21 protein-coding genes are annotated in these 25,578 nt (G+C 54.8%); 12 read left to right on the forward strand and 9 right to left on the reverse strand.

The window, feature by feature from the left end:
* Positions 1 to 18: 18 nt before the first annotated feature.
* Genes TURPA_RS19145 through TURPA_RS19160 form a run of 4 tightly spaced genes read left to right on the forward strand, consistent with a single transcriptional unit; the run spans position 19 to position 4,297 of the window.
* Positions 19 to 1,272, forward strand: a complete 1,254-nt coding sequence (locus TURPA_RS19145; protein ID WP_041949604.1) for a sulfate adenylyltransferase subunit 1 — start codon at positions 19 to 21, stop codon at positions 1,270 to 1,272.
* Entirely contained in the window at positions 1,269 to 2,039 is a 771-nt protein-coding gene (gene cobA, locus TURPA_RS19150) for a uroporphyrinogen-III C-methyltransferase (protein ID WP_014804918.1), read from the forward strand. The genes TURPA_RS19145 and cobA overlap by 4 nt, the downstream gene beginning before the upstream one ends.
* Positions 2,017 to 2,637 (forward strand): precorrin-2 dehydrogenase/sirohydrochlorin ferrochelatase family protein, encoded by a 621-nt coding sequence (locus tag TURPA_RS19155; RefSeq protein WP_014804919.1) that lies wholly within the window; start codon positions 2,017 to 2,019, stop codon positions 2,635 to 2,637. The genes cobA and TURPA_RS19155 overlap by 23 nt, the downstream gene beginning before the upstream one ends.
* Positions 2,618 to 4,297: an NADPH-dependent assimilatory sulfite reductase hemoprotein subunit gene (locus tag TURPA_RS19160; RefSeq protein WP_014804920.1), complete on the forward strand. Its 1,680-nt coding sequence runs from the start codon at positions 2,618 to 2,620 to the stop codon at positions 4,295 to 4,297. The genes TURPA_RS19155 and TURPA_RS19160 overlap by 20 nt, the downstream gene beginning before the upstream one ends.
* Before the next feature lie 9 nt (positions 4,298 to 4,306).
* On the opposite strand, the gene TURPA_RS19165 is transcribed toward TURPA_RS19160, so the two are convergent.
* Positions 4,307 to 5,935 carry a sensor histidine kinase gene (locus TURPA_RS19165; protein WP_014804921.1) on the reverse strand — a complete coding sequence of 543 codons (1,629 nt, stop codon included), beginning with the start codon at positions 5,933 to 5,935 and terminating at the stop codon, positions 4,307 to 4,309.
* Positions 5,936 to 6,802, reverse strand: coding sequence for a tetratricopeptide repeat protein (locus TURPA_RS19170; RefSeq protein WP_014804922.1), 867 nt, complete (start codon positions 6,800 to 6,802; stop codon positions 5,936 to 5,938).
* 212 nt (positions 6,803 to 7,014) lie between these two features.
* Here TURPA_RS19170 and TURPA_RS19175 point away from each other — a divergent pair, with 212 nt between their 5' ends.
* Positions 7,015 to 8,658 (forward strand): hypothetical protein, encoded by a 1,644-nt coding sequence (locus tag TURPA_RS19175; protein WP_157210599.1) that lies wholly within the window; start codon positions 7,015 to 7,017, stop codon positions 8,656 to 8,658.
* Positions 8,659 to 8,701: 43 nt separating this feature from the next.
* A complete protein-coding gene (locus TURPA_RS19180) occupies positions 8,702 to 9,532 on the forward strand; it encodes an alpha/beta hydrolase family protein (RefSeq protein ID WP_014804924.1) in 831 nt (276 codons plus the stop codon).
* Between the two features lie 27 nt (positions 9,533 to 9,559).
* On the opposite strand, the gene TURPA_RS19185 is transcribed toward TURPA_RS19180, so the two are convergent.
* Positions 9,560 to 10,873: a radical SAM protein gene (locus TURPA_RS19185; RefSeq protein ID WP_041948711.1), complete on the reverse strand. Its 1,314-nt coding sequence runs from the start codon at positions 10,871 to 10,873 to the stop codon at positions 9,560 to 9,562.
* 83 nt (positions 10,874 to 10,956) lie between these two features.
* On the opposite strand from TURPA_RS19185, the gene TURPA_RS19190 reads away from it, so the two are divergent.
* Both TURPA_RS19190 and TURPA_RS19195 read left to right on the forward strand, forming a co-directional pair.
* Positions 10,957 to 11,844, forward strand: a complete 888-nt coding sequence (locus tag TURPA_RS19190) for a COX15/CtaA family protein (RefSeq protein ID WP_041948712.1) — start codon at positions 10,957 to 10,959, stop codon at positions 11,842 to 11,844.
* A 19-nt stretch (positions 11,845 to 11,863) separates the two neighbouring features.
* A complete protein-coding gene (locus TURPA_RS19195) occupies positions 11,864 to 12,634 on the forward strand; it encodes a hypothetical protein (protein ID WP_014804927.1) in 771 nt (256 codons plus the stop codon).
* 1 nt (position 12,635) lies between these two features.
* On the opposite strand, the gene TURPA_RS19200 is transcribed toward TURPA_RS19195, so the two are convergent.
* Complete coding sequence (locus tag TURPA_RS19200) at positions 12,636 to 13,148, reverse strand: hypothetical protein (RefSeq protein WP_014804928.1); 513 nt, start codon at positions 13,146 to 13,148, stop codon at positions 12,636 to 12,638.
* Between the two features lie 51 nt (positions 13,149 to 13,199).
* Entirely contained in the window at positions 13,200 to 14,699 is a 1,500-nt protein-coding gene (thiC, locus tag TURPA_RS19205) for a phosphomethylpyrimidine synthase ThiC (protein ID WP_014804929.1), read from the reverse strand.
* 581 nt (positions 14,700 to 15,280) lie between these two features.
* On the opposite strand from thiC, the gene TURPA_RS19215 reads away from it, so the two are divergent.
* Positions 15,281 to 16,831: an OmpA family protein gene (locus TURPA_RS19215; RefSeq protein WP_014804931.1), complete on the forward strand. Its 1,551-nt coding sequence runs from the start codon at positions 15,281 to 15,283 to the stop codon at positions 16,829 to 16,831.
* Between the two features lie 9 nt (positions 16,832 to 16,840).
* Here the strand turns inward: TURPA_RS19215 and TURPA_RS19220 are convergent, their stop codons facing one another.
* Together TURPA_RS19220 and TURPA_RS19225 are read right to left on the reverse strand one after the other, a co-directional pair.
* Positions 16,841 to 17,827, reverse strand: coding sequence for a catalase family protein (locus TURPA_RS19220; RefSeq protein WP_014804932.1), 987 nt, complete (start codon positions 17,825 to 17,827; stop codon positions 16,841 to 16,843).
* A 41-nt stretch (positions 17,828 to 17,868) separates the two neighbouring features.
* Positions 17,869 to 18,981: a ferritin-like domain-containing protein gene (locus TURPA_RS19225; RefSeq protein ID WP_014804933.1), complete on the reverse strand. Its 1,113-nt coding sequence runs from the start codon at positions 18,979 to 18,981 to the stop codon at positions 17,869 to 17,871.
* A 718-nt stretch (positions 18,982 to 19,699) separates the two neighbouring features.
* Between TURPA_RS19225 and TURPA_RS19230 the strand changes: the two genes are divergently transcribed.
* From TURPA_RS19230 to TURPA_RS19240, 3 genes are all read left to right on the forward strand, one after another.
* Positions 19,700 to 19,927, forward strand: a complete 228-nt coding sequence (locus tag TURPA_RS19230; protein ID WP_014804934.1) for a type II toxin-antitoxin system VapB family antitoxin — start codon at positions 19,700 to 19,702, stop codon at positions 19,925 to 19,927.
* Positions 19,896 to 20,279 (forward strand): PIN domain-containing protein, encoded by a 384-nt coding sequence (locus tag TURPA_RS19235; RefSeq protein ID WP_014804935.1) that lies wholly within the window; start codon positions 19,896 to 19,898, stop codon positions 20,277 to 20,279. The genes TURPA_RS19230 and TURPA_RS19235 overlap by 32 nt, the downstream gene beginning before the upstream one ends.
* Positions 20,280 to 20,491: 212 nt before the next feature.
* On the forward strand, positions 20,492 to 21,154 hold the full coding sequence (locus tag TURPA_RS19240) for an outer membrane beta-barrel protein (protein WP_014804936.1): 663 nt from the start codon (positions 20,492 to 20,494) through the stop codon (positions 21,152 to 21,154).
* A gap of 125 nt (positions 21,155 to 21,279) precedes the next feature.
* On the opposite strand, the gene TURPA_RS19245 is transcribed toward TURPA_RS19240, so the two are convergent.
* Both TURPA_RS19245 and TURPA_RS19250 read right to left on the reverse strand, forming a co-directional pair.
* Positions 21,280 to 23,265 (reverse strand): tetratricopeptide repeat protein, encoded by a 1,986-nt coding sequence (locus TURPA_RS19245; RefSeq protein ID WP_014804937.1) that lies wholly within the window; start codon positions 23,263 to 23,265, stop codon positions 21,280 to 21,282.
* Complete coding sequence (locus TURPA_RS19250; protein WP_169314431.1) at positions 23,262 to 25,421, reverse strand: tetratricopeptide repeat protein; 2,160 nt, start codon at positions 25,419 to 25,421, stop codon at positions 23,262 to 23,264. Before TURPA_RS19250 ends, TURPA_RS19245 begins: the two co-directional genes overlap by 4 nt.
* Between the last annotated feature and the right edge of the window lie 157 nt (positions 25,422 to 25,578).

A 25,578-nucleotide genomic window follows, 5' to 3' on the forward strand; every position in this document is an offset into this window, starting at 1 on the left:
GGCGAGCAAGGTCAGACTATGGATCTGATGCGGGTCTTTACCTGTGGCTCGGTCGACGACGGCAAGAGTACGCTGATCGGCCGGCTGCTCTACGATTCTAAATCGATCTTTCAGGAACACCTCGACCACATCGAATCGAAAGACCGCATCGGCGATGGCGAGCTGAACCTTGCATTGCTCACCGATGGCCTCAAGGCCGAACGCGAACAAGGTATCACGATCGACGTCGCGTACAAGTATTTCTCAACCCCCAAACGCAAGTTTATCATTGCAGACACTCCCGGCCATATTCAATACACGCGCAACATGGTGACCGGCGCATCGCTCGCCGACACCGCAATCATTCTGATCGATGCGCGCCAGGGCATTCTCGAGCAGACGCGACGCCATAGCTTCATCTCGCACCTGCTGCGCGTGCCGCACCTGATCGTCTGCGTCAACAAGATGGATCTTGTGGGTTACAGCGAGGCACGCTTCAATGAAATTGAACGCGATTTCAAAGTGATGGCTGCCTCACTCGATTTTCAGCAGACGACGCTGATTCCGATTTCGGCGCTGAAGGGTGATAACATCGTCAACACCTCGGCGGCGATGCCCTGGTTCAGGGGTGACGCACTTCTAAAAACGCTCGAAGAGAGTGCGGTACACAGCAAAGTTGCCAAAGGCACGCGTTTCACCGTGCAGTACGTTCTGCGTCCGCAAAACACCGAACTGCACGACTTTCGTGGTTTCGCCGGCATCTTGCGTTCAGGTGAAATTACGGTTGGCGACCGGCTGCGCGTCGAGCCTTCGGGCGCCGAAGTGACCGTAACCGCACTGCACTACTCTGGCCAAAACACCGACCGACTCTACGCCGCTGATTCAGGCGTGATCGAAATCGACCGCGACGTCGATATCAGCCGGGGTGATCTCTTTGTGGCGGCGGCAGAGCCTGTGCAGCGCGCCTCGCTGTTTAAGGCGCGCCTGACGCACCTCGATACACAGGCGTTGAAACTCGGCTTTCCCTATTACCTGCTCTGCGGCACGCGCAAGATCAAGGCGATGGTGAAGTCGGTTGAGCGCAAGCTCGACATCCATTCGCTTGCGTTTGCCGACGCAGACCCGGGGTCGACGATTCAACTCAATGAAATCGCCGAGGTCACGCTCAAAACGGCGCAACCGATTCAGTTTGACAGCTATGCAAATAACTGGACAACCGGCGCCGCCGTGCTCGTCGACTCGCAGACACATATGACCTCTGCTGCCCTGATGCTTACAGAGATCGCCGAATGAAAACGGGCGCAGGTAAGGTCACGATCGCCGGTGCCGGGCCGGGACAACTCGACCACCTGACAATCGCCGCACTCAGGGCAATTCATGAGGCGGATGTCATTCTCTACGACGCGCTGATTGAAGATTCAATTATTGCCGAGTTTCCGCTAAAGGCCGAAAGCATTTTTGTAGGCAAACGCTGCGGTAACCATGCGTACACGCAGACCATGATTATCGCCGCCATGATAACCCATGCGATGCAGGGTAAACATGTTGTTCGCCTCAAGGGCGGTGACCCCGCAATCTTCGCGCATTTGACGAGCGAGCTCGAGGCACTCAGGGCGCTGCAGATTGAAGTGACAGTACTACCTGGAGTTACCGCGATGCTGTCGGCAGCGGCTGCGCTGAAAGCTCCGCTGACTTCGCGCAAGACCAACCGGCATATCTGGGTGACCGACGGGCACTCACCTGATCTGGCAAAACACGCGTCTGCAATGGCTGAATTTCCCGGCACGCTGGTATTTTACATGGGTGCCGAACGCGCAAACGAGATTGCAAAGCTACTCAGCAGCGCGGGACTTAGCGCCGGGACGACCGCGGCCCTCGTTGAAAATGCCGGCAAGGCCGACGCCGTGATTGCGTTTGATACGATCGCGGCCTTTGAACGCGGCGAATGTGCCAGAAAAACTTCAGGGCCAGGCCTATTCATCGTCGGTTCGGCAATAGCAGGCGAAGCAGAAAAAGACACATTCGCGACAGCCCAAGATGCTGCTACCGCTCAGCTTTAATCTCCAGGGCAAGTCGGTATTGCTGGTCGGCGGAGGCAAGGCCGCGCTTGAAAAATTCGCGCAGCTCAGCCGCACCGGTTGCCATCTGCGCATCGTCGCGCCGGCTTTTTCTGAGGCGATGCAGGCTGAACTCGCGAAGCCGCACCTCTCGCAGATTGAGACAATCACCCGCAAATTTGAAGACGCGGATATCGAAAGGGCATTTATGATTTTTACCGCCGTCGACGATGAGGCTGTCGCAGAGCATATCTTTCGCCTCTGCCGTGCGCGCGGCATTCTGATCAACAGCGCCGACGACAAGGCGCGCTGCGATTTCTATACAGCGGCGGTAATCGACCGGGGCAGCATACAGGTGGCGGTATCAACATATGGTCGGTTTGCAGGCCTTAGCGCTGTGCTGAGGCGCCACCTCGAAGCACTTCTGCCAGCCGAACTCGATGACGACTGGGAAAAAATATTCGCGCTGCGTGCCAGGGCAGTTACTTTACAGTCTGTTATTGAAAAAAAGTCTGTCATAACAGACATCGTGCGGCAGATCGAAAGCCGTTACTTTGGCAAACCAGCAACGGGAGTCGGTGATGAGCACAGACAAGATTGAACTTTCAGAAGTCGAGGGCGTCAAAGAAAAGTCGAACTTTCTTCGCGGCACCATCGCCGAGGGGCTCGTTGACGGTACCGACAAATTCAGCGACGACGACAAGCAGCTGCTGAAATTCCATGGCCTTTACCAGCAGAAAGACCGCGATAAGAGACAAGAGGGTGAGCCAGAAAAGGTCACAACCTTTATGCTGCGCGGGCGTATACCCGGCGGCAGGCTGACAGCCGAGCAATACCTGGCATGGGATTATCTCGGTGACCGCTTTGGGGGCGGAGCACTACGGCTTACAACCCGCCAGTCGGTGCAGCTGCACGGGCTTTTGAAAGAAGATCTGCGCGCCGTCATGCAAGAGATCGACCGCGTTGGCTTAACTTCTGTGGGTGCCTGCGGCGATGTGGTGCGCAATGTCACTGAGGCGATTAATGTGACCGGGTCGCCGATCTACAACCAGCTTTCAGAATATTCTCAGATTCTCTCAGACTACTTTAAATTTGAATCCAGATCGTATGTTGAGATCTGGCTGAATGATGTTCAGCAAAACCCGGTAACGAACGAGCGCATTTACGGTAAAACGTATTTACCGCGCAAGTTCAAAATTGCGGTGACGATGGCGGGCGACAACAGCGTCGACATTTACACCAACGACATGGCATTTGCCGCAACACACAGCAATGGCAAAATCGACGGTTTCTTCGTCTTCGCGGGCGGCGGGCTCGGCATGACGCACAACAAGCCCGAGACTTTCCCGCGCGCTGCCGATCTGTTGGGCTATATATCTGCAAGCGACCTGCTGCCGGTAGCGACCGCGATCGTGACAGCTCACCGCGATTATGGCGACCGCACTGAGCGCAAGCATGCACGCCTAAAATACGTACTCGCCGATAAAGGCGTTGAATGGTTTCGTGGCGAAGTCGAAAGCCGTTCAGGCGTTAAACTCAACACAACGCGCGCGCTGCCCGCGTGGAAAGTACCTGAATACCACGGCTTCGTGCGCAAGGCCAATGGCCTTTATAACTTTGGTCTCTATATCACCACCGGCCGCATTAAAGATATACCCGGTTATCGCCTGAAGACCGCGATTCAGCTCGTCGTGGCAAGACTCGGCATCAGCGTGCAGGTAACCCCCGACCAGGATCTGCTGTTTCTCGATATGACCGAAAAACAGCGCAATGAACTGATACACATCTTTAAGGCGCATGGCATCAACACGAGCCGCCCGAACGCGCTCTACCGTCGCGCACTTGCGTGCGTTTCACTGCCGACCTGCGCTCTCGCCCTTACTGAAAGCGAAAGGTACTTTCCGCATGTGATGCGCGATCTGAATCGCTTGGTTGAAAAGCACAAGCTCATGGACCGCGCGCCGCTCGTCAGAATGACGGGTTGTCCGAACGGCTGCGCCCGCCCGTATTCGGCAGAAATCGGTATTGTCGGACAGCAGAACGGCGGCAAATATGCCATCTTTCTCGGTGGCAACCATGCGGGCACCCGTGTTGGCGAAGCGGTGCTGCAAAAAATTCAGATGAACGATCTGCCCGCGCACCTTGACCGCGCATTTGCATTCTGGAAAGCCGAGAGCGCGCCAACTGAACGCTTCGGTGATTTCGTCAACCGCGTCGGTACCGAACGCCTGAAGAGCGTCATGGCCGCCGAACCCGCCTAAAGCCCGGCGTTAGGTCTGCGGTGCGGGCGCGTGCTCGACCGGTAGCGCGATCGTGAACCGCGTGCAGCCGGGCTCACTTGAAAAAGCCAGCAAACCATTGTGTTTCAGCACGACATTGCGGATTATCCCCAGACCGAGGCCTGTACCCTCGCCGGGTGCCTTGGTCGTAAAAAACGGATCAAATATTTTCATCTGCAGAGCCTCGGGAATTCCCGGGCCTGAGTCTTGCAGCGTGATCAAGACGTAGCGATTCGTCGGTTTGTCAGAGAGCAGACTTTCGAGCTTCTTGTCATCGTGCACATTCTTTGGGTCGAGCACCGCATCGAGCGATCTCTCTCTGATAAAGATATCGATGGCACCCTTGCCCTTCATGGCATGCACTGAATTGACGAGCAGGTTACTGTAGATCTGGTTTAGTTCACCCGGGTTGCAGGTAATTTTAGAAACACTCTCGTAGTGCCGGTTCACCTGCACACCATGCTTGAGCTGGTTTTGAAAAACCATGACGGTGTTTTCAACGCCTTCGCTGACATCGATATTCTCGGCCTCTGCCTGGTCACGGTGCGAATAGTGCTTCAGCGCCTTGACGATACTCAGAATCGAAGACAGTGCAAAACGCATGTTGCGCAGATTCTTGTCGATGTTGACGAGCGCGCGAAATATCACGAACTCCTGCTCGGCGGCGTTGGCTGTCAGACGAATGAGCCCCTCGTCATGGTAGAGCCCCAGGTCGATCAGAAAGTCGGCGCGTGCTCTTGCTTCGGTTTCATCGATAGAACCCGCAGCGGTCAGTTGCGCGACAATTTCACGAACCGTGCGCAGTTTTTCCGTCGCGCTGAGCAGCTTCGTGTCTTTAAGTTCGCGCGCGCGCTGCGCTTCTGTCAGCAGGTAGCGCATCGGCTCGGGTGGAATTCGGTCTGCAACGATTTCGCCGATAATGAGCTGTAAGTTGCTGTTCAGATTTTCGGTCGCCCCGCTGACGATGGACGTGGGGGTATTAATTTCGTGCGCGATACCGGCGACCATAACGCCGAGACTCGCCATCTTTTCCTGCTGAATCAGCTGTGCCTGTGCATTCGAGAGTTCGCTCGTACGCTCTTTGACTTTTTCTTCGAGATGAAAGAGCATCGCGTGCAGGCGTTCATAGAGCGCGGCGTTCGAAAGCGAGACTGTCGTTATGTCGCGAATTTCAAGCAAGAATCTCAGTTCTTTTTTCGTGTACGCTTTGCCGCCTTCACGGCCCACCAGATAGAGCAGCGCCAAGACCGACTTATTGAGGTTAAACGGCACGATAATCTCAGCGCCCGTCGTTTTGAAAAACTCGAGCGCTGCCTCGCGCACGGCGGCGAATTTTTTACCATGCAGAAAGTCGTGCTTGCTGAAAATGCGGTCTTGATCGCCCAGCCACAGCATAAAATCGTCGAAAATGCGAAACTTGAGGTTGTCGTCGCGGTCTTCGGGCTTTACCGGTATAAACGCGCCGGCGGCGTCGTTCCAGTATAGCACGATCGAACGCGTGTCGGTGAAAATTTCATCGATCAGCTCTTGCACGCGGGCAATCGCGTCTTCGATGTTCAAGAGCGAAATGATGCTCTTCTGGTATTGGCGGCGTTTGAGTGATAGCGAGCTGTTTCGCACCTAAGGCTTCTTGATTTTCTTTGCCTCGAGTGCAGCGGTGAGTTTTTCAAGAGTCGCCAGTGCGTGCTCGGGCTCACCGTCAAAGAACTGCAGCAGCGAGAGGTCAAGCATATCTTTTGCGGTCTTTTTCGCCTGCGTCTCGATCTTTTCGCGCTTCTGCCTGATCGATTTCTTCTTTTCCTGCGGTACTTCGCCGCGCAGCGATTCGTAGAATTTCTTGAGTTCGGGGTCGCGGGCTGCGACTTTTCTAAAGCCTGCGGCGGCCTGTCTGAGGTCACCACCCGAAAGTGAAATTTTCGCCGACAGGCCGAGCAAAACCTTGTCTTCGGGCGCCTTGGTCAGAAGAATATTTACCTGGCGCAGGGCGAGCTCTGGCCGGTCGGTGTGAAAGTACAGCAGAGCAAGCGCAGTCTGCGCCTGGTAGTTCTGCGGGTCGATCTTGAGTGCGTTACGGATCGAAATTTCTGATTTGTCGTTTCGGCCCGTCTTGCCATACACATACCCCAAAAGCAGGTGTGCATTCAGGTAACGCGTGTCGAGCTTCAAGACAGACTTCAGCGCCTTTTCGGACTCTTTGAAATCCCCCTTTTTATAATACTCGACCGCGAGGTTGTAGTGCCCGCGAACGTCGTTCTTCGAGACCAAAGCCCGCTGGTAACAGGTGATCGCCTTGTCGCCCTTGCCCTGGCGGGTGTAGATCGCGCCCGCGTTCAGCCAGGCGTCGAAGAAATTCTGGTCGATTTGCAGCGCCATCTTGTATTTCTCCAGGGCGGCCTTCAGGTCGCCTTTTTTTTCGGCCTCAAGCGCCTGCTCGAAGAGCAGATTGCGCGTCCTGCGTGCCCTTCCCGTATCGTGCGCTTCGGCCATGTCTTTCTTTAATTTCGGCTGATTTGCGGCTCTGCCGGCAGCAAAAAATAGCCGCAATTGCACCTGAGCTGAGGCCTGCTGACGCTGCGTGCCGCTCAGGTGCCTTGTCACTTTACACGGTGTCACAAATGAGGATTTATCTCTCTCATAAACCCATGACCCGAATTCAATCTTCTCGCCGAATCGTCATCATAGTTGCCTGCTTATTCGCGGTGGCACTCTACGCACAGAAAGGTACCCCCGGCCTCAACATCGAAGACGAACTCAACCTGAACAAGACAAAGGGCAAGAAACCGGCTGCCAAGGCAGAAAAACCCGGCGAAGACATCGCCGAAAAAGATGCAACGGTCGAGGGCGAAGACGAACAGTACGCCCCACCCCGCAAGAGTGAAATTGAACTGCCGAAAATCTCAGACGGGCAGCTTTCGCGATGGGAAGACGAGGTCAGCGCGCTCAGCGTAAAAGAAAAACAGGGCACTCGCCAGCTTGAACGCAAGGCGCTGATTCGCGCAGAATATGGCACGCAGAATGCGCTGGGTGCGCAGATATTTATCACGAAAAAAGACGAATTCGGCGCGTACCTGATCGACTACCGCCGCAACAAATATGACTACGAAGCCTATGGCAAAACTACCGTGGCGAATTCGGCGCTGTCGCATGACGCGCTTAAACTTTTGGGGCAACTTAATTTCTCGCAGTCTTACAAGATGTTGCTGCGCACCGAATATCTCGAAACCGCGCGCGGCCTGCAGGCAAACACTGTCTTTGGCGAAGAGAACAAGAAACTCGGGCTTTTCCAGTGGGAAAACCTGGTAAGGCCCGGCGACAACCAGAGGCTCACGGCCGGCATCACGGGCTCTCTCGGCAAAGGCACTGTCACCCAAACCGGAGCGACGACGACGCGCGACGCAGACTTTAAGAGCATCAAGGGTCAGGTCGAATGGCAATATATTTTCGGAGAACGCAATGCCTTCACGCTCGCGGCAAACCTGTGGTACGGTGAAAATACCGACTATGCCACGGCGCTGCCACAATATTATCGCGCCGGCAATCTCGAAGCCCGCAATGTTTTTCCGTTGGCGAGATTTCTGATCGGTGAAGAACAGCAGGCGCTGCAGATCGACCTCACCGTCGGCGCAAAGGTTTTTTTCGCACAATCGATGCAGCCCATCATCGGGCCCCGGGTCGCGCTCGACTTTTTTTATCCCGGGTACCAGGGTACGCTCGAATTTGAACGTACAGGGCAAATACCCGACTTCGACCGGTATTTCTTTTCGCCGGTTTATCAATCCCCCTATCGCTTTTTTCAGGCAGAGGACCAGTGGCGCGCCGCGGCGAAGAACAACTTTCGCGTGACGAAAGAGACGCATGTAAAGGCGTCTGCGGGGCTCATCAACTACCCGGTCTATTTCGACCGCAGGCTGAACAGCGCGACGGGGCTTCTCGAGCTCACGCCGATGAATTACCGTGCGGTCACCGCTGAGGCGTCGCTCGCGCAGAATTTCGGCGATGATTTTTACCACGACACCGGGCTAGCGCTCGAATACTTCATCGACGCCGCATCGCTGAGAGAACCACTCTCGCTCTTTACACGGCTGCACTACACCCCCAATACCTGGGATTTCAGCCTTGAAATCAAGTACGTACACATTCGCCGTGAAACTGAGCTCACAACTCTCGCGACCCGCGAACTGTCGGGATATCTGCTATTGGGTGCGGGTATTGAAAAGAGCCTGTTGCCTTCGGTCAAAGCGTTCATTCGCGGTGAAAACCTGTTGAACCAGAAATGGCAGCACATATCACTCTACCAGACCTCGGGTGCGCGCGGCTGGTTTGGCCTGAGTATGGTATATTGATTTTTTCGCTTCGCAGCCTGTCGGGCACGGTGCCGGCTGGCATATGAAACCACGTATGCTTTTTGTCCTCGCGCTCGTCGCCAGTCCATTTGTGGCGGCGAGCGCGCACACCGTGTCGGGCGTAACCGCGCCAGTCACCCAGTTTAAGCCCGGGCGCTACCCGGTAACCGTGAAACTCGACAACGCTCTCTTCGCCAAAGCCGGCGTCGAAGGTACGCTTATTGTTCCCCCGGGGGTGAGCGGCGCTGCGCCGGTCGTGGTGTTCTTTCACGGCAACTCGCGCGACAAGAAGTTGCATAAGAAAGGAGCAGATTTTCTGGTTAAAGGCGCGGCCGCGAACCGTGTTATTCTGCTCAGCATGCAAAACTGGTGGTCACTTTCGGGCGATCACGTCGAAGGCTTCGACGATTCGCGGCGCGCGACGAACCTCTTGCTGCAACAGCTCGTCTCTTCAGGCGTCGCGCAGGGCGACAAAGTTTTTCTCAGCGGCTTTTCGGCGGGCGGTTTCACCGCAATCGCGAGTTTCATACAGAGTATTCACTATAACGAGATGATGGGCGACAAAGACGCAAATTATTTTGACTATGCGGGCGTCATCAGCATGAAAGGCAATTTTTATCCGCAGTTCTTTATGCCTGACCCCATGCTCGACCCCGACCAGCGCCGGGCGCGGTATGGTGAACTGACCCGCAATAAGAAGGTTATACTGACAGTCGGCGGCAAAAAAGACGCACCGCGCGTGCAGAAACAGGCGCCTGAGTGCCGCGATTTTTTACGCGACTGGGGAGTTCAGCCGGACTACCGTGAGTTTCCGAATGAGGGGCATAACCCCGCACAGACGAATATTGATCTGTTGTGGCAAATGATCAATTGATCCTGTAACAGAACGCTTTGCGTTCTGTTACAGGACGTCCATAAAGGCACTGACACTAAACACAGCCTTGCCGACACCAGCTTCGCCATAACCAGGCGGTACGGGCAGCTGGTATTTACGGTGTATCGCGCGGTAGTTGCGCAAGAGTTTTAGATAATAGGTGAGCGGCGGCGGCGCACTTTCACCCAATGGCGTGAAAGGTTCGGGACACCATGTGGTGAAGCGCGGCACGATGCCTTTGCTCATAAAAAACTCGAGGCCCTCGCTCGTAGAGGCGACCGCCTGGTCTTCATCGCTGAATCCCACACCGTCGGCCATTTCAACACCGCCGACGAAATTGGGTATCACGTTCATCGCCCCAAAAGCCTCAGCAGACGCGACGACGCGACTGATCCAGTTTTCACGGCCGATGAAGCGTTCTTTGCCTGGGCAGATTTTTTTAAACAGGTCTGCATCCCAAACTTCATAGTTGGGGTGGTAAATTCTCACGCCGGCATCGATCGCCTTCTTGCAGTCGTCGAGCTCCCACGCCTGAATCACCATCTTTGAAATGAACCGCTCTTTCAGTGCAGCGCTCATCGCCCGGGGATATTGCAGATAAAACTCTATCTCATCTTTACCCTGCAGTTTGCCCGTAACCGACCCGCCGGTAATCGTAAAGGCTTTCGCGACACTGTCGCTCGCAGCGATTTTTTCGAGTGCTTCGACGATGTGTGCGGGGTCTTTGACGCCGGTGTAAGGCCGGCCTTCGCGCTTTTGCTGCCGCCAGTTGTGGTTGATATCGCAGAACTGGCACTCTTCGTCTTTACCGAAATACTGGCAATTGCGAAAGACCGTCAGATAGATGAGATATCCCCATTCGATCGCGGGCGCAACTTCGCCGATCGGTTTATCAAACGAAAATTGCTGCCGGTAATATTCGGGTACCGGAGGAAAAAGCACCTGCGCGAGCGCCTCGCCAGAGAGTAACAGAACGATGTTGCCGTCTGCACCGCGGTCGACGACGTACGGTGAATCAGGGTTAAGGCGCACCGAAATTACCGTCGGCTGCAATGCTGCAGCAAAGCCCTGCGCAGCGCCAGATTCGGCCGGGGTGAAAATGCGGATTTCTTCGGGAACGCGTTTGTGGTCGGGCAATGAAGACAGCGGCGCGCGATCAAACGTGAAGATAAAATAGTCTTTCTTTTTGAAATCGGCATCGGCGAGCGCCGCCGGAGTGAAAGAAAGGCCTTGGCGCAAGACATCCTGTTTAACGACCGCTTCAAACGGCAGGTCGGCAAACTCATGGCGCCAGAGTTTAACGAGGCTCTGTGCGTTGTGCATATCTCGAACTGGAGTCATATAACCGCTTGCCCATGAATTAATTCATGGGCAAGCGGCAAAGTAAGTCTTGCCCCTTTGTCGCCAAAGCCAATTCTATCTTGATGCGCAAGTATGCTGTATTTGTACTGATCTATACCCTGGTCGTGATTCTGTTCGGCGCCTATGTACGCATTTCAGGTTCTGGCGCCGGCTGCGGTGAACACTGGCCGACCTGCGATGGCGAAGTCGTACCCGGCGATCTCATCAAGAACCATGCAAAGACCATTGAATACACGCACCGGCTGACGAGCGGCCTTTCGGGACTCTTCGTGCTGGCGCTGGTTTTGGGTGTCATGCGCGGCAGGCCACAAAACCAACCTGCCCGGCGCTGGGCACTCTTCTCGCTGCTTTTCATTATCAGCGAAGGTCTGCTCGGCGCGTCGCTCGTGCTGTTTCGCTGGGTAGGTATGGATGCCTCTATCGGTCGCGGCCTGATGATGCCGCTACACCTCGGTAACACCTACCTGCTGCTGACGGCGCTCGCATTGACGGTGAAAGCGCTCGCTACCGAAGCCGCACCCCGTCTGACGCGCAACCGCGCTATACTAATCGGTGCCGCGCTTTTGCTCATTACCGGCATGTTCGGCGCGATCGCAGCGCTCGGCGACACGCTTTTTCCCGGCACCAAAGGCATCGTGACCGAAGGGCACACTTATCTGAAACTCAGAAACATTCACCCGTTTATCGCGGTACTCACGATCGGTCATATTCTTGCAGTCGCGGTCAGGCGCCGCGACGAATATAATGCAGAGACGATCGGCAGGTGGCACCTCTGCGATGCCGTGGCCTTTCTTGCCGCGCTTCAGGGTATCATCGGTATCGCGAACATCGTGCTGAGCGCCCCCGCCTATATGCAGATCGTACATCTGCTCGGCTCAGATATTCTCTGGATCACGTACAGTATCTGGCTATTTTCAGCGGCGCGGCCCCCTGAACCCGCCGCAGTCTGAGGAGTTCGAAGTTACCATTATGCTGATACCCTACGAAAAACCCTTCGCCGAATTTCTGCGGTTTATTTCAGACACCTACGCCAAAGCCGAATATCCAGAAGCATACATACCCTATATCGCGCACAAAGCCACAGCCGGCTATGTACTCGAAAAATACTTTCCCGAATTGTTGTCAGAATTCAGCAGACGCAACGGTGAATTTGTTTACGCAATTTCAGAGCCCGGCTGGAAAAACTCTCCGCTGAATATGAAGAGCGAACTGCGAAAGAAAAATGATGGCACGTTCGAGCTTTACGCCAATAAAGGTTTCGTTCTCGACGCAGATTTGGGCGTTTTCGCAGTCAAACACGAATCGGAGTTTGCGCTCGTGATCGTCGATACGGATTATTACCGCAATTCGCGAGTCGCGCTCGAAATGCCAGAAGCGACCTACAAAGTCGGGCCCGACAAGAGCATTACCCATTACCGCTGCGAATTCACGGCAACGCTCGACATCGTCCCCTTTCGCAAAATCAGCAAGCGCGATATTCTGCTCATTTCACGGACGGTCGTCTTCAGGGAGCAGGTAGCCTACGCAGTTCTGGCCGCTGCCGAGGCCGCGAAGCACCACGATATGGCAGGGCTGAAATCGCGTGTCGACCTGCTATGCCAGAGGGCCAAAGAAGAACCGGGTCATGACGACATCGCGGTGGCGCGCGAGATTCTCTCTGCGGCGATTGTACGCATTCTGGCACAGCCAAACGCGCATGGCTTCTGGAAATGGCTCGGGCGTTTTGTAAAACCCGATTAAGTCACGCAGTTCGCGTTCTGACGCTGAACGAATCGAAGAATTCAGTATCGGCCGCTGACAAATTCTCTTGTTTCAGGCCCATCTGTTCGAAATAACCCGCCAGAATACCGAGATGAATTTTCTCCTGGTCGTCGGCGCCGCGATCGGCTGCCGACTTCGCGAGGCTCTGGTGGTATTCATGCATGACGCTCTCTAAGAAAGCCGCCGGTCTGCCGGGAAAAACCATACAAGCGGCGATAAAGTCGAAAATTACGGTTTCGCAGATTTTTTCAAATTCTGCATCCCCCTTTTCCCAGTGGTCAGTCGCGATTTCTGAAGCAAAGAAATCACCCCAGGTCGTGACATCAGGGCCGACGCCGAACCGGTCGACGATCAGATCGAGCTCACGCTTTTCGATATAGGGCCTGGTGGCGAGGCGCTCGGCCGTCGTAGCAACTGTGACCAGGTTTCTGAGCTTGCGGGGTGTCAGCTTCTTTTGTAAGACAAATGATTCAAGCGCGCGACGGATTTCCATGCTTAATTGTCGGCGATTTTCGCAATCGGCAAAGCGATTTCTGCCTGCCGCTCAGACGTAGATCTCGCTGCCTTTTTCCTTGAACTCCTGTGATTTTTCTGCCATACCCTGCTCAGCCAACTCGCGCACATCTTGCGTGATCTTCATCGAACAGAAGTGCGGGCCGCACATGGAACAAAAGTGGGCTTTCTTCATGCCGTCTTGCGGCAACGTCTGGTCGTGGTATTTGCGCGCCGTTTCAGGGTCGAGCGAGAGATCGAACTGGTCTTCCCAGCGAAATTCAAACCTTGCCTTTGAGAGCGCGTCGTCGCGATCACGTGCGCCGGGATGGTTCTTTGCTAAATCAGCAGCGTGCGCGGCGATTTTATAGGTGATGACGCCCGTCTTGACGTCGTCTTTATCGGGCAGCCCCAAATGCTCTTTGGGCGTCACGTAACAGAGCATCGCCGTGCCAAACCAACCAATCATCGCCGCGCCAATCGCCGAAGTGATGTGGTCATACCCCGGCGCGATATCGGTGACGAGTGGCCCCAGGGTATAGAACGGTGCTTCGTGGCAGATCTCGAGCTGCAGGTCCATGTTTTCTTTGATCTGGTGCATCGGCACATGCCCCGGCCCCTCGATCATGGTCTGCACATCGTGGCTCCAGGCGACTTTGGTGAGTTCGCCCAATGTGCGCAGCTCGCCAAACTGTGCCTCGTCATTCGCGTCAGCCGTTGACCCGGGCCGCAGCCCATCGCCCAGCGAAAACGACACGTCGTACTTTTTCATGACTTCGCAGATTTCATTGAAATGCGTATAGAGAAAATTTTCTTTGTGGTGCGCCAGGCACCATTTCGCCATGATCGAGCCGCCGCGAGAAACGATACCCGTGACACGTTTCGCCGTCAGCGGAATATATTTAAGCAGCACGCCGGCGTGTATGGTGAAATAATCCACACCCTGCTCTGCCTGCTCGACCAGTGTCTCCAGAAAAATATCAATGTTCAGATCTTCGGCCTTGCCTTTGACCTTTTCAAGCGCCTGGTAAATCGGCACAGTACCAATCGGCACGGGAGAATTGCGCAGAATGTGCTCGCGCGTCTGGTGAATGTTCTTGCCCGTCGAAAGATCCATTACCGTGTCGGCGCCCCATCTAGTTGCCCAGCGCAGCTTTTCGACCTCTTCGTCGATCGACGAGGCGAGCGCCGAATTGCCAATGTTCGCGTTGATCTTCACCAGAAAGTTGCGCCCGATAATCATCGGCTCAAGCTCTGTATGGTTAATGTTCGCCGGTATAATCGCGCGCCCGCGCGCCACCTCGCTCATGACAAAATCAACTGCCATATTTTCACGCATCGCGACAAATTGCATCTCTTCTGTAACAATGCCCTTTTTGGCATAGTACATCTGCGTGGGGGATCTATCACCCGCCGCCCGCCGCGCCGCGACCCACTTCTCACGCCGCTTCGGAATGCCCTGCGCGGCGGCATAACCCTGCGGGCCGGCAGTTTCATAGAGCCGTATTATGTCTCCATTGGAGAGTTTAACAGGTCGGCAGGGAATTTCCATAGTGGGGTCGCTCATGGGGTCAGATGCCGCCTCGCGCTAAGGCGTCGATAAATAAACGGGTTGTGTGTGTGCGTCCGGGGCAGCGATTTTGGGGTAGAATAGCAGAGATTCAGTCAGAATGGCTGCATTGGGACTCCAAATACATAAGTGCAGCTCATAGTTAGTCACGTGCGCATTCGGCCGATTTCTGCGTGCTGGTTTCTTCCATAATAATATCAGCTGATATACAAGCCAGGAGACACTCACACGCATCGACGCCGCGGCCATGTGCAACGTATCATACTCCGCCTCAGTAAACCGCGTCGTGACCACCAAAAACTCACCGGGCACACGGTTATAACTCCGCTTTACACCCCGGCGCACCGCCTTCCCGCGCAGCTGCACCCTGAGCGACCGCACCGCGAGCCTCAAAATACTTCTTTGTCGTTTCCTCCACAAAACCGCCTCATTTTCGGGCAATGACACACTCGTCGTCAGCATAGATACCCCTCTATCTATTAAATACCAAAAAATGCCTCTTTTTTCTCATGCCTGGCCGAAAAAAACACTTCAGCCCTACGGCAAACGTCCGAACAACAACTATGAGGCTAATTCTGTCTGCGCGGCTACTCATTGCCGCCAACGCGCTTTTCGATGTGCTCGCCGCCGCCGAAATTCGGCAGCAGCCGGCGCTCGAGGCGATCAACACGGCTGCGCAAGAATTCGCCCCGACGTTCAGCGCCGATGGCAAGACGATGATCTTCTCATCGACGCGCGCCTCTGGCAAGGGGGGCTTCTCGCATCTCTACATGTCAAAACTGGTCGACGGCAAATGGTCGTCGCCGACGCCGCTGCACTCGGTCAACTCGCAGTTTAATGACGAGACGCCCTACCTCAGCGCCGACAGCAAGATTCTGCTGTTCGCCTCTGACCGTGACGGCAGCATCGAACTGCCCAAAGATGCGCAGGGCCGGGTGCGCGTGAGCTTCGATATTTATCTGGCGCAGTGGGATGGCAAAACCTGGTCAAACCCGCGCCCTGTGCAAGAGATCAACACTCCCTGGAATGAGAAATCACCTTCGCTCAGCCGTGACGGCAGGTATCTTTTTTTCAGCAGCTGGCCTTTTGGCGACATGCAGCGCTCGCGTATTCGCGTGCTCGATCTCAAGTCGAGCGGCAACACCATTGAAGACCTGCCTCCTCATATAAATTCTGGCAACCAGGAAACTGCGCTCGTGCCGGGCGAAGACAACACACGGTATTATTTTTCTTCGCGCCGACCGGGCGGCAAAGGCGGGTGGGATATATGGCAGACACGATTCGACAAGGGTGTTTGGGCAGAACCCGAACTTCTAGGGGGCAATGTCAACACCGAAGGGCATGAGGCTTTTCTCGCCGTCTCGAACGGAAATTATTTCATCTCGAGCACGTTCAACCGCGAGAAGAACGATTATGATCTGAACATCGAACCGATTCAAGAGCCGAAGCCAGCCGTCGTGAAGAAAGAAGAACCCAAACCGCCGCAAAAGCACTGGCAGGTTCAGCTGATCGACGCCGATACGAAAGAAAAAATTGGCGGCTATGTGAGGCTAGAGGTTCTCGAAGCCGATTCTGAGAAAGACGCTGCCTACACCGCTGAACAGAACGGCGGCGCGAACCATGCAATCGAACTCGATGCACCGAAAAAAGTGACGAGCGAAGAAATTGTGCGCCTGACCGGCAAATCGGCGGGTTACCTGCCTTCGACCGAAGACACCGACGTGCCCACGATCGAAGCGGGCACGTATCTCTTGCCCCTCAAGAAAATGCAAAAGAATGCGAGCCTCGATATCCGTTCCATTTATTTTGATTTCGACTCGGCGCGACTGAAGAATTCGTCGGTGCCAACCCTAAAGCTGATTCTGGATTTTTTGAAACAGAACCCCAAAGCCGAGTTTGAAATCATTGGCCACACAGACCTTAAGGGCACAGCCGAATACAACCAGGCGCTTTCAGAGAAGCGCGCAGAGAGCGTGCGCAACTGGCTGGTGAAGAACGGCGTCGCCGAAAACCGCCTGTCGGTCTCGGGTGCGGGCGAATCGCGGCCGGTGGTCGCCCGCAAGGGCAAGCCTTACGACGAACAGAACCGGCGCACTGAGTTCAGAATGAAATAGCGGTGGGGACTACACTCCTCGTTCTTGCTGTGACGCGTAGTACGCGTGCTTACGGGCGCGCATGATATTGCCGAGCGGCTTGTGTGCTTCAATCGCATTCCACGGGTCAAATTTCATCTGTTCGACGCTCGCGGCAAATGCATCGTACGGGGCGCCTTCAAGATCTTGCGCCTTGATTTCGAGCTTGCCGACCGTGACGAACGGTGTTGCACTTTCTGGCCACTCGGCCGACGCATCTTCGATCGGCGTCGTTTCTGCATCGGTATAGAACTGCAGCTCGACTGCATATTCCAGCGGTGCGGATTTTAAGTGTGCTTTGAGATCGGTCGTGAGGTCAGCCTTTGAGGCCTTCACCGCAGGCTCTGAAACCGGACGAATACGCAGTTTCACCGCATAATCCCCGTTTCTGATCGGCAGCACGGTGCTGAAAGTCTCGGTCGCAAAGCTGGTGAATTTCTTGCCAATGACTTTGGCAAAACGCGCCATCGCTTTGAACATGCCCAGAAAACCGTAGGTTTTGTAGAGGTGCTTCAAAAGCGCCCCGCCGCCAGACGAGAGAGCCAGCAATAGATCAAGAAACTCTTCGGCACGCGCCGAAGAAAATGTCGTGTGGTTAATCATAACAAAATCCTGCTCGGTCGTGGGTTTACCGGTCATAACTGAATTGCCCTTGATGCCCTTGACCTTCAGTGCAAACCCGCGAATATCGGGAGTCTTATCGCTCTGAATTTCAAGGCTGCCATTCGAAAGGCGAATAACTGCATCGTACTTACCGGGAGTCGCGAAAATACCCTGTGCGGCATGGTCGGGCAAGTTCGCGTTGACAGTGAACTCGGCCTTCAACGCCAACAGGCCCTTACGGTGCAATAGGCGCCCTTTGCCGTATTTCTTCGATTTGGCTTTTTGAATAGCCCTGAGTTTGGTGGTATAGGCGGCAAACTTTTCGTCTTCGCCCTGCGAGATAATTTCGCTGAAATTCTTCGATGGAGTTTTCATGATTTACCACGGGGCTGCGATGCAGCCCCGCCGGTAAACTCTTATTTGAGAAGATCGTCTGCTGTCAGGTGATCGGCAGAGCGCTCGTTTTCGTATTTCAAAATACCCAGCTGGGCATATTTCGGACGGATACGATCGCTGAGCAGACCAATCGCCTTCAGGTTCGGAATCATGCGCGTGAAGAGCTGCTTTCTGAACTCGCTCATCATCTCTGAGGTTTCGAGCAGGTGCAGCCAGTCTTTGCGGTTGATCGACTGGCCGTAGAACTCCTCATGGATTTCGAGAAAGTGAAAGCGGTTACGCAGCATGATAGCCACTTCATACGCCCAGTCTTCGCGCTCGCGGCGCTTGGCTTCTGAAATTTCTTTCGTGAAATAGTCGCGCAGCGCGACAACACCATAGTGCACGTGGCGCGCTTCGTCAGAAATTACCTGCTTCAAGAGTTGCTTTAAGAGCGGCTCTTCAGTAAACTTATAAAGCGTACCGAATGCGCCGAGCGCCAAACCTTCGATCATGATCTGCATCCCCAAAAACTTCAGGTCCCAGTCTGAACCTGCGGTGATCGAACGCAGAATCACAAAGAGGTTATCGTTCACATGGTATAGCTTTTCAAGCTTCTGCTGCAGATAGCGCGCAAACACCTCGACGTGGCGGCCTTCGTCGACGACCTGTGTCGAACCGTAGAGTTTCGCGTCAAACCACGGGCTCGCTTCGACGGTTTCACCCGCGATGTAGAGTGCGCCCTGCTCGCCGTGCAAGAACTGCGAGAGCAAAAAGCTTATGGCAGAGTGCTGAATCTTCTGGCGCTCGCGCAGATCTTTCGGGTAGAACTTTTCGCCAAAACCCGGCACGAGGCGCTCAGGTATAATCGCGATGTTCGGGTTGAACGGGTCGACGTTGGTATGCCACGGCAGGTCTTCTGCATCCCACTGCCCTTTGTACGCGCGGCGGTAGAGCGTCTTGAACTCGGGGTTTCCAAAGTTCGAATAAGTCCAGTCGTAGTGCACGGCATGGCCAGAGACCACATCGAGCGTGTTGTTATGGCCGTGTTGCAGCACATAACCTGCGATTGCCGAAGGGAAAAGCTCAGCAGCCACCTTCGGATTGCGCAATACCATGTTGCCAATCGCCGAGATATTTTGGGTAATTTCCATAGTTTCCTCCTTTAGTTTCAATTGCCGGGTGTTAGCCCGGAAAACTATTCACTACCTGATAGTTTTCTCGTCGTTTTCGCACCCGCCGTCAACACTTTTTTTGTGCGCAGCGCACCAAAGGCCAAAAATCGCTGGTTCGGGCAAAGCCCGAATCCGCCTCGCTGGCAGGCGCAGCCGCTTTAGCAGGCGTTTCCTACGGAAACGCCGAGGCCTGCGAGGCGGAGGCGATTTTTGGCCGCACATCCGAAACGCATGACAACACCACCAAACAAAGCCATCTAGGTCATGCCCGCAAAAGCGGGCATCTAGGCTCGTTTCGTTTACATGACTATAGATTCCCGCTTTCGCGGGAATGACGGTGGGGGCCTACCGCCCCTCACGATATCCGAGGCTTTCCGCTGCGTCAGGCCATTTTTGCCGCCCCCGAGGCCTGCGCCAAACCAGGCGGTTCTTGGCCGCACATACGCAACTCATGACAATACCACCAAACACCGCCGCCAAGGTCATGCCCGCAAAAGCGGGCATCTAGGCTCATGTACATGCCTCTAGATTCCCGCGCTTGCCCTGAGCACGGTCGAAGGGTACGCGGGAATGACCGTGATGAGCAGACCCGTCAAAATACCCCACCGCAATAAATGCAGATAAAACCTAAATCCTCAACACATGGCGAAATAGCAAATTCCGTTGACTATCCATATAAATCACAATATTTATCCATATGAAAACGACTTTGGATATTCCCGAAGAGAAGTTTACCACCGTACAGAACCTCTATGGCCTGCGCACCAAGCGCGAAGCTGTCATTCTGGCGCTCGACGAACTCGCCCGCCGCTACAAAATCGAGCGCCTGGTCGACCAACTCGGCACTTTCAGCGATTTCATGACACAAGACGACCTGCGCGAAATGAGAGACCTTGATACTACTCGAGACATCAGCCTTAATTGAAGCCTGGCGCAAGCATGGCCGCGGCGACGCAAAAGCACGCGTCGAATCGGCGCTGCGCTCAGGCCGCGCGGCGCTATGCCAACCGGTAGTGCTCGAACTCAGCGCAGGCCTCAAAAAAAGTGAGGAATTCAAACTTCTTCAAGACTACCTCGAGGTGCTTCCGCTTTTGCCGATCACCGACGAGGTCTGGCAACTTGCTGCGACACGCGCCCGCCTCTTTCGCGCGAACGGGCTCACAGTTTCGAATTTCGATACACTGATTTTTGCGACAGCCGAATACCACAATTGCCATATCGTCACGGTCGACCGGCATTTTGCGCGGATGCGTGACATGTTGAAAAAGGGTATGTAGGGGTCATAACACCCCATGCGAAAATCGCGCGATACCCTTTGTAGGGGTAGGTTTAAACCTACCCCTACAAAGCCGAATATGGATATATAGACATTTATATCTTTACATGCCCCGCGCCCGTCGTCTATTGGCATTGACATAGTATCCGCGAGGATATATTGTCACGACAGCGGTCTTCGGGCCGAAAAAGAAAAAGTTTTTAAGGAGACAACATGAAGAAAATCATTTTCGCTTCAGCGCTGATGCTGGCAGCTACAACGTCGAGCTTCGGCGCAGTCAAGGCCGGCAAATTTGGTATGGATTTCAGTTTTGCAGGTTCGCTGGGAACGTGGACGACACGCTCAATGAATGATGGCCCCGGCGCACCAAACTTTGGTGGAATGCCCACGGTAGGTCTGCGTTACCATCTCACTGACATGATTGCAATTGCGCCTTCAGTAGGTTTTTATACGGCGACGACAACTGACAACACAAACAATACAATAGCAACACAAACCAAGACAACTGAAGTGTCGCGTACTGCATGGGGTTTCGGTCTGGAAATTCCACTTTATCTCGTGAAACTTAACGCGATGGATCTTTACATAGCGCCGGGAGTTGGTTTCGCCCCCACATCAGCAACGACAAAAACTACGCGAGTAGATGGCCTTACCACTGAGGGAAAAAGCACAGGTAGCTACATTAGCGTATTTGCTGCACTGGGCTTGCAAGTCCCAATCAATGACCAGTTTCATGTTTTCGGCAAGACAACAGTAGGCTGGGCCTCAGGCACGACGAATCCAGATACTAATTCTAATCCTGCCGATGTAGATGACAAATCAACCTACTTCGGCCTGCAAAGCTGGGCCGTCGGCGCGATTTTCTACTTTAACTAAGAGTCGTTTCATCCTCACCCCCTGCCCCCTCGCCGAAGACGGAGACCCGTTGGGTCACCATAACATGGAGAGGGGGGTGAAAGGCGGTTCTACTAAAATTGGTAAGACTGTTTTGCCCCCCCTCTCTACTTCGTGGAGAGGGGGGCCGGGGGGGTGAGGACTCTCACCACATCACCTGCCTTCAGGTGGCGCGTTGCCATGGCATCAGTCGAACGGGCGCGTAAGATATCGAAATCCTTCTGTTCTATTTTAAACTCAAGCGCCTTGCCGAGTTTGTCGGTGACGACAAATTTTGTCGCATTCGTGATGCCGTCGCGTTTGCCGGCGTTAACGAGAATCTGGTCGTCGTCGAGAATTTTGAGCACGTTGGCGCTTACCGGTGCATTTGCGTAGACAAATTCAGCGAGGCGCACAGCCGCCTTGTTCAGGTATTCGCGGCCCTCGGCCTTGAAGCGTATTTCTGCGACGCGAATGCCGGTTTCGGCATCGACGAGTTCTGCGATGACTTCGATACCGTGCATAAGTTCGCTGACTTCGCCGGTTAAGACGAGGCTGAGTGTGCGGCGCTGAAACGCCTCGGTGTTGGCCTCACCCTTGAGGGCGTCGCTGTAGGTTTGCCTCAGCCTGCGCAGATTTTCAGGTGAAAATGCCTGGGCCTGAGGCAGGGCAGCCATTTCGCGCGAAATCGAACGCACGCGGCCAAAGTCTTGCAGCGCGACGCGGGTTCGGTCGGCGACTGCAACTCCGCCGAGCGGGTGGTCATTGAGCGGATTTTTCACTCTGAACGGAAAGATATGCACTGGTAACAGGTTTTTCACGCGCTCAGGCTGAGTCACGCCCGCCTTACGGTACCACAGGTCGCGCGATTCAATTTCGAATTGCTCGAACATTTCGCGGTAAGCCTGATCGCCGGTTGAGTCGCGTAAGAATGTAAGTTCATCGGCGAGGCGTTCAAAATCTTTTCGCTGCCTGAAATATTTCAAGAGGTCGCGGTGCGCTTCGATATACGCAGGAAAAAGAAATTCAGTCCACCTGAGTTCGCTGAGCGCAAACTCGTCTGCGTTGCGGTCAGACTCGCGTTTGGCGATCTGCCGGTGGTAGCGTGCGGCTTTGGTGGTCGCTGCCGTTTCGCGGCGCTTGTTCTGCGCCACAAGCGTCAGTTCGTACTGGTGGCGTGCGAGGTCATCGTCTTCGTTGCGGCGAACGAAATCGCCGAGCAATTTGACAGCCTGCTCAGAACCGGGGGCGCAAAGCGACACATAGGCGACAATACTTCGTGATTCGGCGTCGGCCCCGGCAACACGCGCGAGGTATTCGCCTGCTTCGCTGCAGCGGTTTGTGACTGCCAGAAGCTGCGCGAGCATCAGGTTAACCGCGAGGTTTTCGGGGTTATTGGCGTGTGCGTGGCGCAGCGCATCGAGCGCCTTGACCGAACTTTCTTCTGAAGAGGCAAAAAGATTGAGCCTCGCCGATTCAAAGTAAGCGTCGAGCCTGGCCCGGGCTATCGCAACAGCGAGTTCGCTGCTCTCGGGCAAAAGAGTCTGCACTTTTCGAAACTGTGCTTCGGCCTTTTCAAACTGCCTGAGCTTGAGATAAAGTGAGGCGAGCCGCAGCTGTGTCTCTGTGTGGCCCGGGTTATCGCGCAGAATACCCTCGATTTTTCGCCGCGCAATCGAAAATTGCCCACCATCGATCAAAAGCTGCGCGCGCAGCGATTGCGCATCGGCATTGTTGCGCTTCAGCTTTTCAGCCTGCGCGAGGCAGTTTTCCATCGCAGGGGTGTTGCGCAGCGCATACTCAACTCTGGCGCAGAGAATGAAGGCGGCTTCGTTCTGTTTTTCTAAACCGAGCGCCTTGGTAATGAGCTGCGACGCGAGCTTCGGTTGCTGCGCCTGCTGCGACAGGCGGGCCATCAGCAACAGCGACGGTACATGGTTGCCGTTCTTGCGCAGCGCCTCGCGCACCATGTCGGTCGCCTTCAGTGTGTCGCCGCTTTTGTCTATGCCGACGGCCTGATCGTAATAATACTGCGCCGATTGCTCGGCTGCGCCGAGAGCACAGAGCACGATAAGGGCCAGCAGAAAACACCCGTTTCTTTGCAGCCGTTTCATGGAATAAAATACCCGCTCAGGTCAAGGCCCCGGCGCTCACGAAAGCGCGCGCTGACGCGCAGATCGACGTATTGACCTCGCATCTGTTTTCTGGCAAAACTTTGATAGCTGAGCACATACCGTACTTCTTTTTGTCCGCGCAGTATTGCATCGATATTCGGGTCAATCTCGAGTGCCCGGTGGTAACTGCCGCCCGTGCGTTTTGCAAGGTCTTGCAGGGCTTCACGCGCGCCTGCAACGGCGGCCGATTGCGGGTGTTCGAACGAAATGACGTGAACGGGAATATGATTCGCCCGCGCATAATCGACTAGTCGGTCTTTGCTGTATGGTGTCAGGGCATCGTCGTCGGCCGAACCGTCGGTCAGATAAATGACCGCGCGCTTGCCCTCGCGCGAGATAAGCTCGCCGACCGCATCGTAAATTGCACTGCTCATTGAACCGACCGTTTGTTCGCTGAGCTGGTTTTCGGCGAGAGCCATTTTCACCGATTGCAGAATTTTCAGGCGCGACGAAATAAAGTCAGACTCGGTGCGCACGTCGCTACCATGGCTCATGATGCGGTACCGGTCTTTCTCGCGAATTTTCGTCAGCAGGTGATCGAGCACCCAGGGAATCTGCGTCTCATATTCTTGCATGCGCTTTGACCGCGAAATCACTATGGCAGCCTGCAAGACCTGATCGAACTGGCCGAGGTATTGTGTACCCAGGTTACCCACCGGCGCATCGTTCTCAAATATCTTGAAGTCTTCGGGCCTGAGCTCTGTGAGGTACTGCGGCAACGCCGACTTACCCATCGTCAGCGGTGAGGCCGAAACGGTCACGTACACCCCCACCGATGGAAACCTGGCCGCGTTGACCTTCTCAACCTGCATGTAGAGCTGGCCGAACTTTTCACTTACAGGAGCAAACTGCACGACTTCGCTCGAACCGTAGTCGGCGACGTAAAGATTGCGAAAGGCGTCGTACGTGGCAGCGTAAGGCCGCGCGAAGGTGACGAATTTTCCCGTCGGGCTGTTGTAGCCCGTCGTCTTACGCACAATCGAGCCGGCCGGGTTCATAAACAGAATGCCTGAACTTTCGTCGGCGATCGTGAAGAGCTGCTGGTCTTCGTCCCATGTGATGTGGCGCGGTTTTTTCAGTTCAGGCGGAGAGAATTCTTTCACGACATTGCCGTACCGGTCGAGCTGGGTGACCCTCCCTGCCCCCGATTCGGTCAGCCAGATGGACTCTTCGTTACACCACAGGCCAAATGGCGTCTGCAGCGCATCTGAATCTTCAGGGCGTGAGATGAAGGCGATAAACTTGCCGCTTTCATCGACACGCTGCAGGCGGTTGTTACCCGAATCGGCGACGATGAATTCTCCGGCACGGTGGCAGATACCCGCGGGTGCTCTGAACTGCAGTTCGCCTTCACCTGTGGAACCGACTGCATCGGGGTTGAAAAGGTATGCGAGATAACGCTTACCATTCTTGTCGAGCCGGTGAATGCGGTCGTCGCGAAAATCAGTGATCCAGATTTCACTGTCGCTCTGTGCAAACGCCATCGGATAGTTGAGCCTGCCCGAAACACGGTGGCGGTTTTCAACCGGCTCGCCCTGCGCTGAAAATGAAACCATATTGCCGATTTCAAAATTACCCAGCGACAAGACCGCCATCTGGTCTGACTGCAGCGCTCCGACGAAAGTCGGGCGGTTGTAACGGTAGCCCTGCGTTCGCGGTACGATGCGCAAGAATTCGGTGGTGCCATCACCCTGCGCCGCTTCGCCGAGGTTTAGAGCTTCGAGGCGATTGCGCAAAGTCATATCATGCGGCATTGCGCGCGCGAGAGTTTCGAACTCCTCAATTGCTTCTGAAGTCTGCCCCGACATAAAATAAGCCTGCGCCAGAAAGCGGCGCGCCCAGTGAAACTGCGGGTTGATCAACAACGCCTGCGAGAATTTCTCAATCGCGGCGTCGTACTTGCGGTCTTGGTAGAGCAACCAGGCTTTCTGAAATTCTTCTTCGGCAAGGTTCTGCCGAATGCCGAGCGTCGGATAAAAAACTGCATAGCCAAGGCCTGCCGTCAGCACGATTGCGGCGACGATGATGAGCGTGCGAATGCGGCGAAAGCCGGGTAAGCGAGATTTTGCGCCACCGAACGGCAAGCTTCGCACCACCTGGGGGCTGGCGCTCTTAACGCCCCCATTTTCGGTGCTACGTCGAATCACTTGTGCTGAGGGATGTCGAACCATGAAAGATGCGACATAATATAGCAATTTATGCAATGCGTCAAGTGCAATTGAAGCAACTCTTTAACCCGCAGGCGGAGTTAAA

It is taken from the genome of Turneriella parva DSM 21527 (genome assembly GCF_000266885.1).
GTDB classification, from domain to species: domain Bacteria; phylum Spirochaetota; class Leptospiria; order Turneriellales; family Turneriellaceae; genus Turneriella; species Turneriella parva.

Bases quoted from the DNA above. Each gene is read 5' to 3' on its own strand.
- TURPA_RS19145 (WP_041949604.1), top strand. From the start codon at position 19: ATGGATCTGATGCGGGTCTTTACCTGTGGCTCGGTCGACGACGGCAAG.
- cobA (WP_014804918.1), top strand. From the start codon at position 1,269: ATGAAAACGGGCGCAGGTAAGGTCACGATCGCCGGTGCCGGGCCGGGA.
- TURPA_RS19155 (WP_014804919.1), top strand. From the start codon at position 2,017: ATGCTGCTACCGCTCAGCTTTAATCTCCAGGGCAAGTCGGTATTGCTG.
- TURPA_RS19160 (WP_014804920.1), top strand. From the start codon at position 2,618: ATGAGCACAGACAAGATTGAACTTTCAGAAGTCGAGGGCGTCAAAGAA.
- TURPA_RS19170 (WP_014804922.1), bottom strand. From the start codon at position 6,802: ATGGCCGAAGCGCACGATACGGGAAGGGCACGCAGGACGCGCAATCTG.
- TURPA_RS19180 (WP_014804924.1), top strand. From the start codon at position 8,702: ATGAAACCACGTATGCTTTTTGTCCTCGCGCTCGTCGCCAGTCCATTT.
- TURPA_RS19185 (WP_041948711.1), bottom strand. From the start codon at position 10,873: ATGACTCCAGTTCGAGATATGCACAACGCACAGAGCCTCGTTAAACTC.
- TURPA_RS19190 (WP_041948712.1), top strand. From the start codon at position 10,957: ATGCGCAAGTATGCTGTATTTGTACTGATCTATACCCTGGTCGTGATT.
- TURPA_RS19195 (WP_014804927.1), top strand. From the start codon at position 11,864: ATGCTGATACCCTACGAAAAACCCTTCGCCGAATTTCTGCGGTTTATT.
- TURPA_RS19200 (WP_014804928.1), bottom strand. From the start codon at position 13,148: ATGGAAATCCGTCGCGCGCTTGAATCATTTGTCTTACAAAAGAAGCTG.
- thiC (WP_014804929.1), bottom strand. From the start codon at position 14,699: ATGGAAATTCCCTGCCGACCTGTTAAACTCTCCAATGGAGACATAATA.
- TURPA_RS19215 (WP_014804931.1), top strand. From the start codon at position 15,281: ATGAGGCTAATTCTGTCTGCGCGGCTACTCATTGCCGCCAACGCGCTT.
- TURPA_RS19220 (WP_014804932.1), bottom strand. From the start codon at position 17,827: ATGAAAACTCCATCGAAGAATTTCAGCGAAATTATCTCGCAGGGCGAA.
- TURPA_RS19225 (WP_014804933.1), bottom strand. From the start codon at position 18,981: ATGGAAATTACCCAAAATATCTCGGCGATTGGCAACATGGTATTGCGC.
- TURPA_RS19230 (WP_014804934.1), top strand. From the start codon at position 19,700: ATGAAAACGACTTTGGATATTCCCGAAGAGAAGTTTACCACCGTACAG.
- TURPA_RS19240 (WP_014804936.1), top strand. From the start codon at position 20,492: ATGAAGAAAATCATTTTCGCTTCAGCGCTGATGCTGGCAGCTACAACG.
- TURPA_RS19245 (WP_014804937.1), bottom strand. From the start codon at position 23,265: ATGAAACGGCTGCAAAGAAACGGGTGTTTTCTGCTGGCCCTTATCGTG.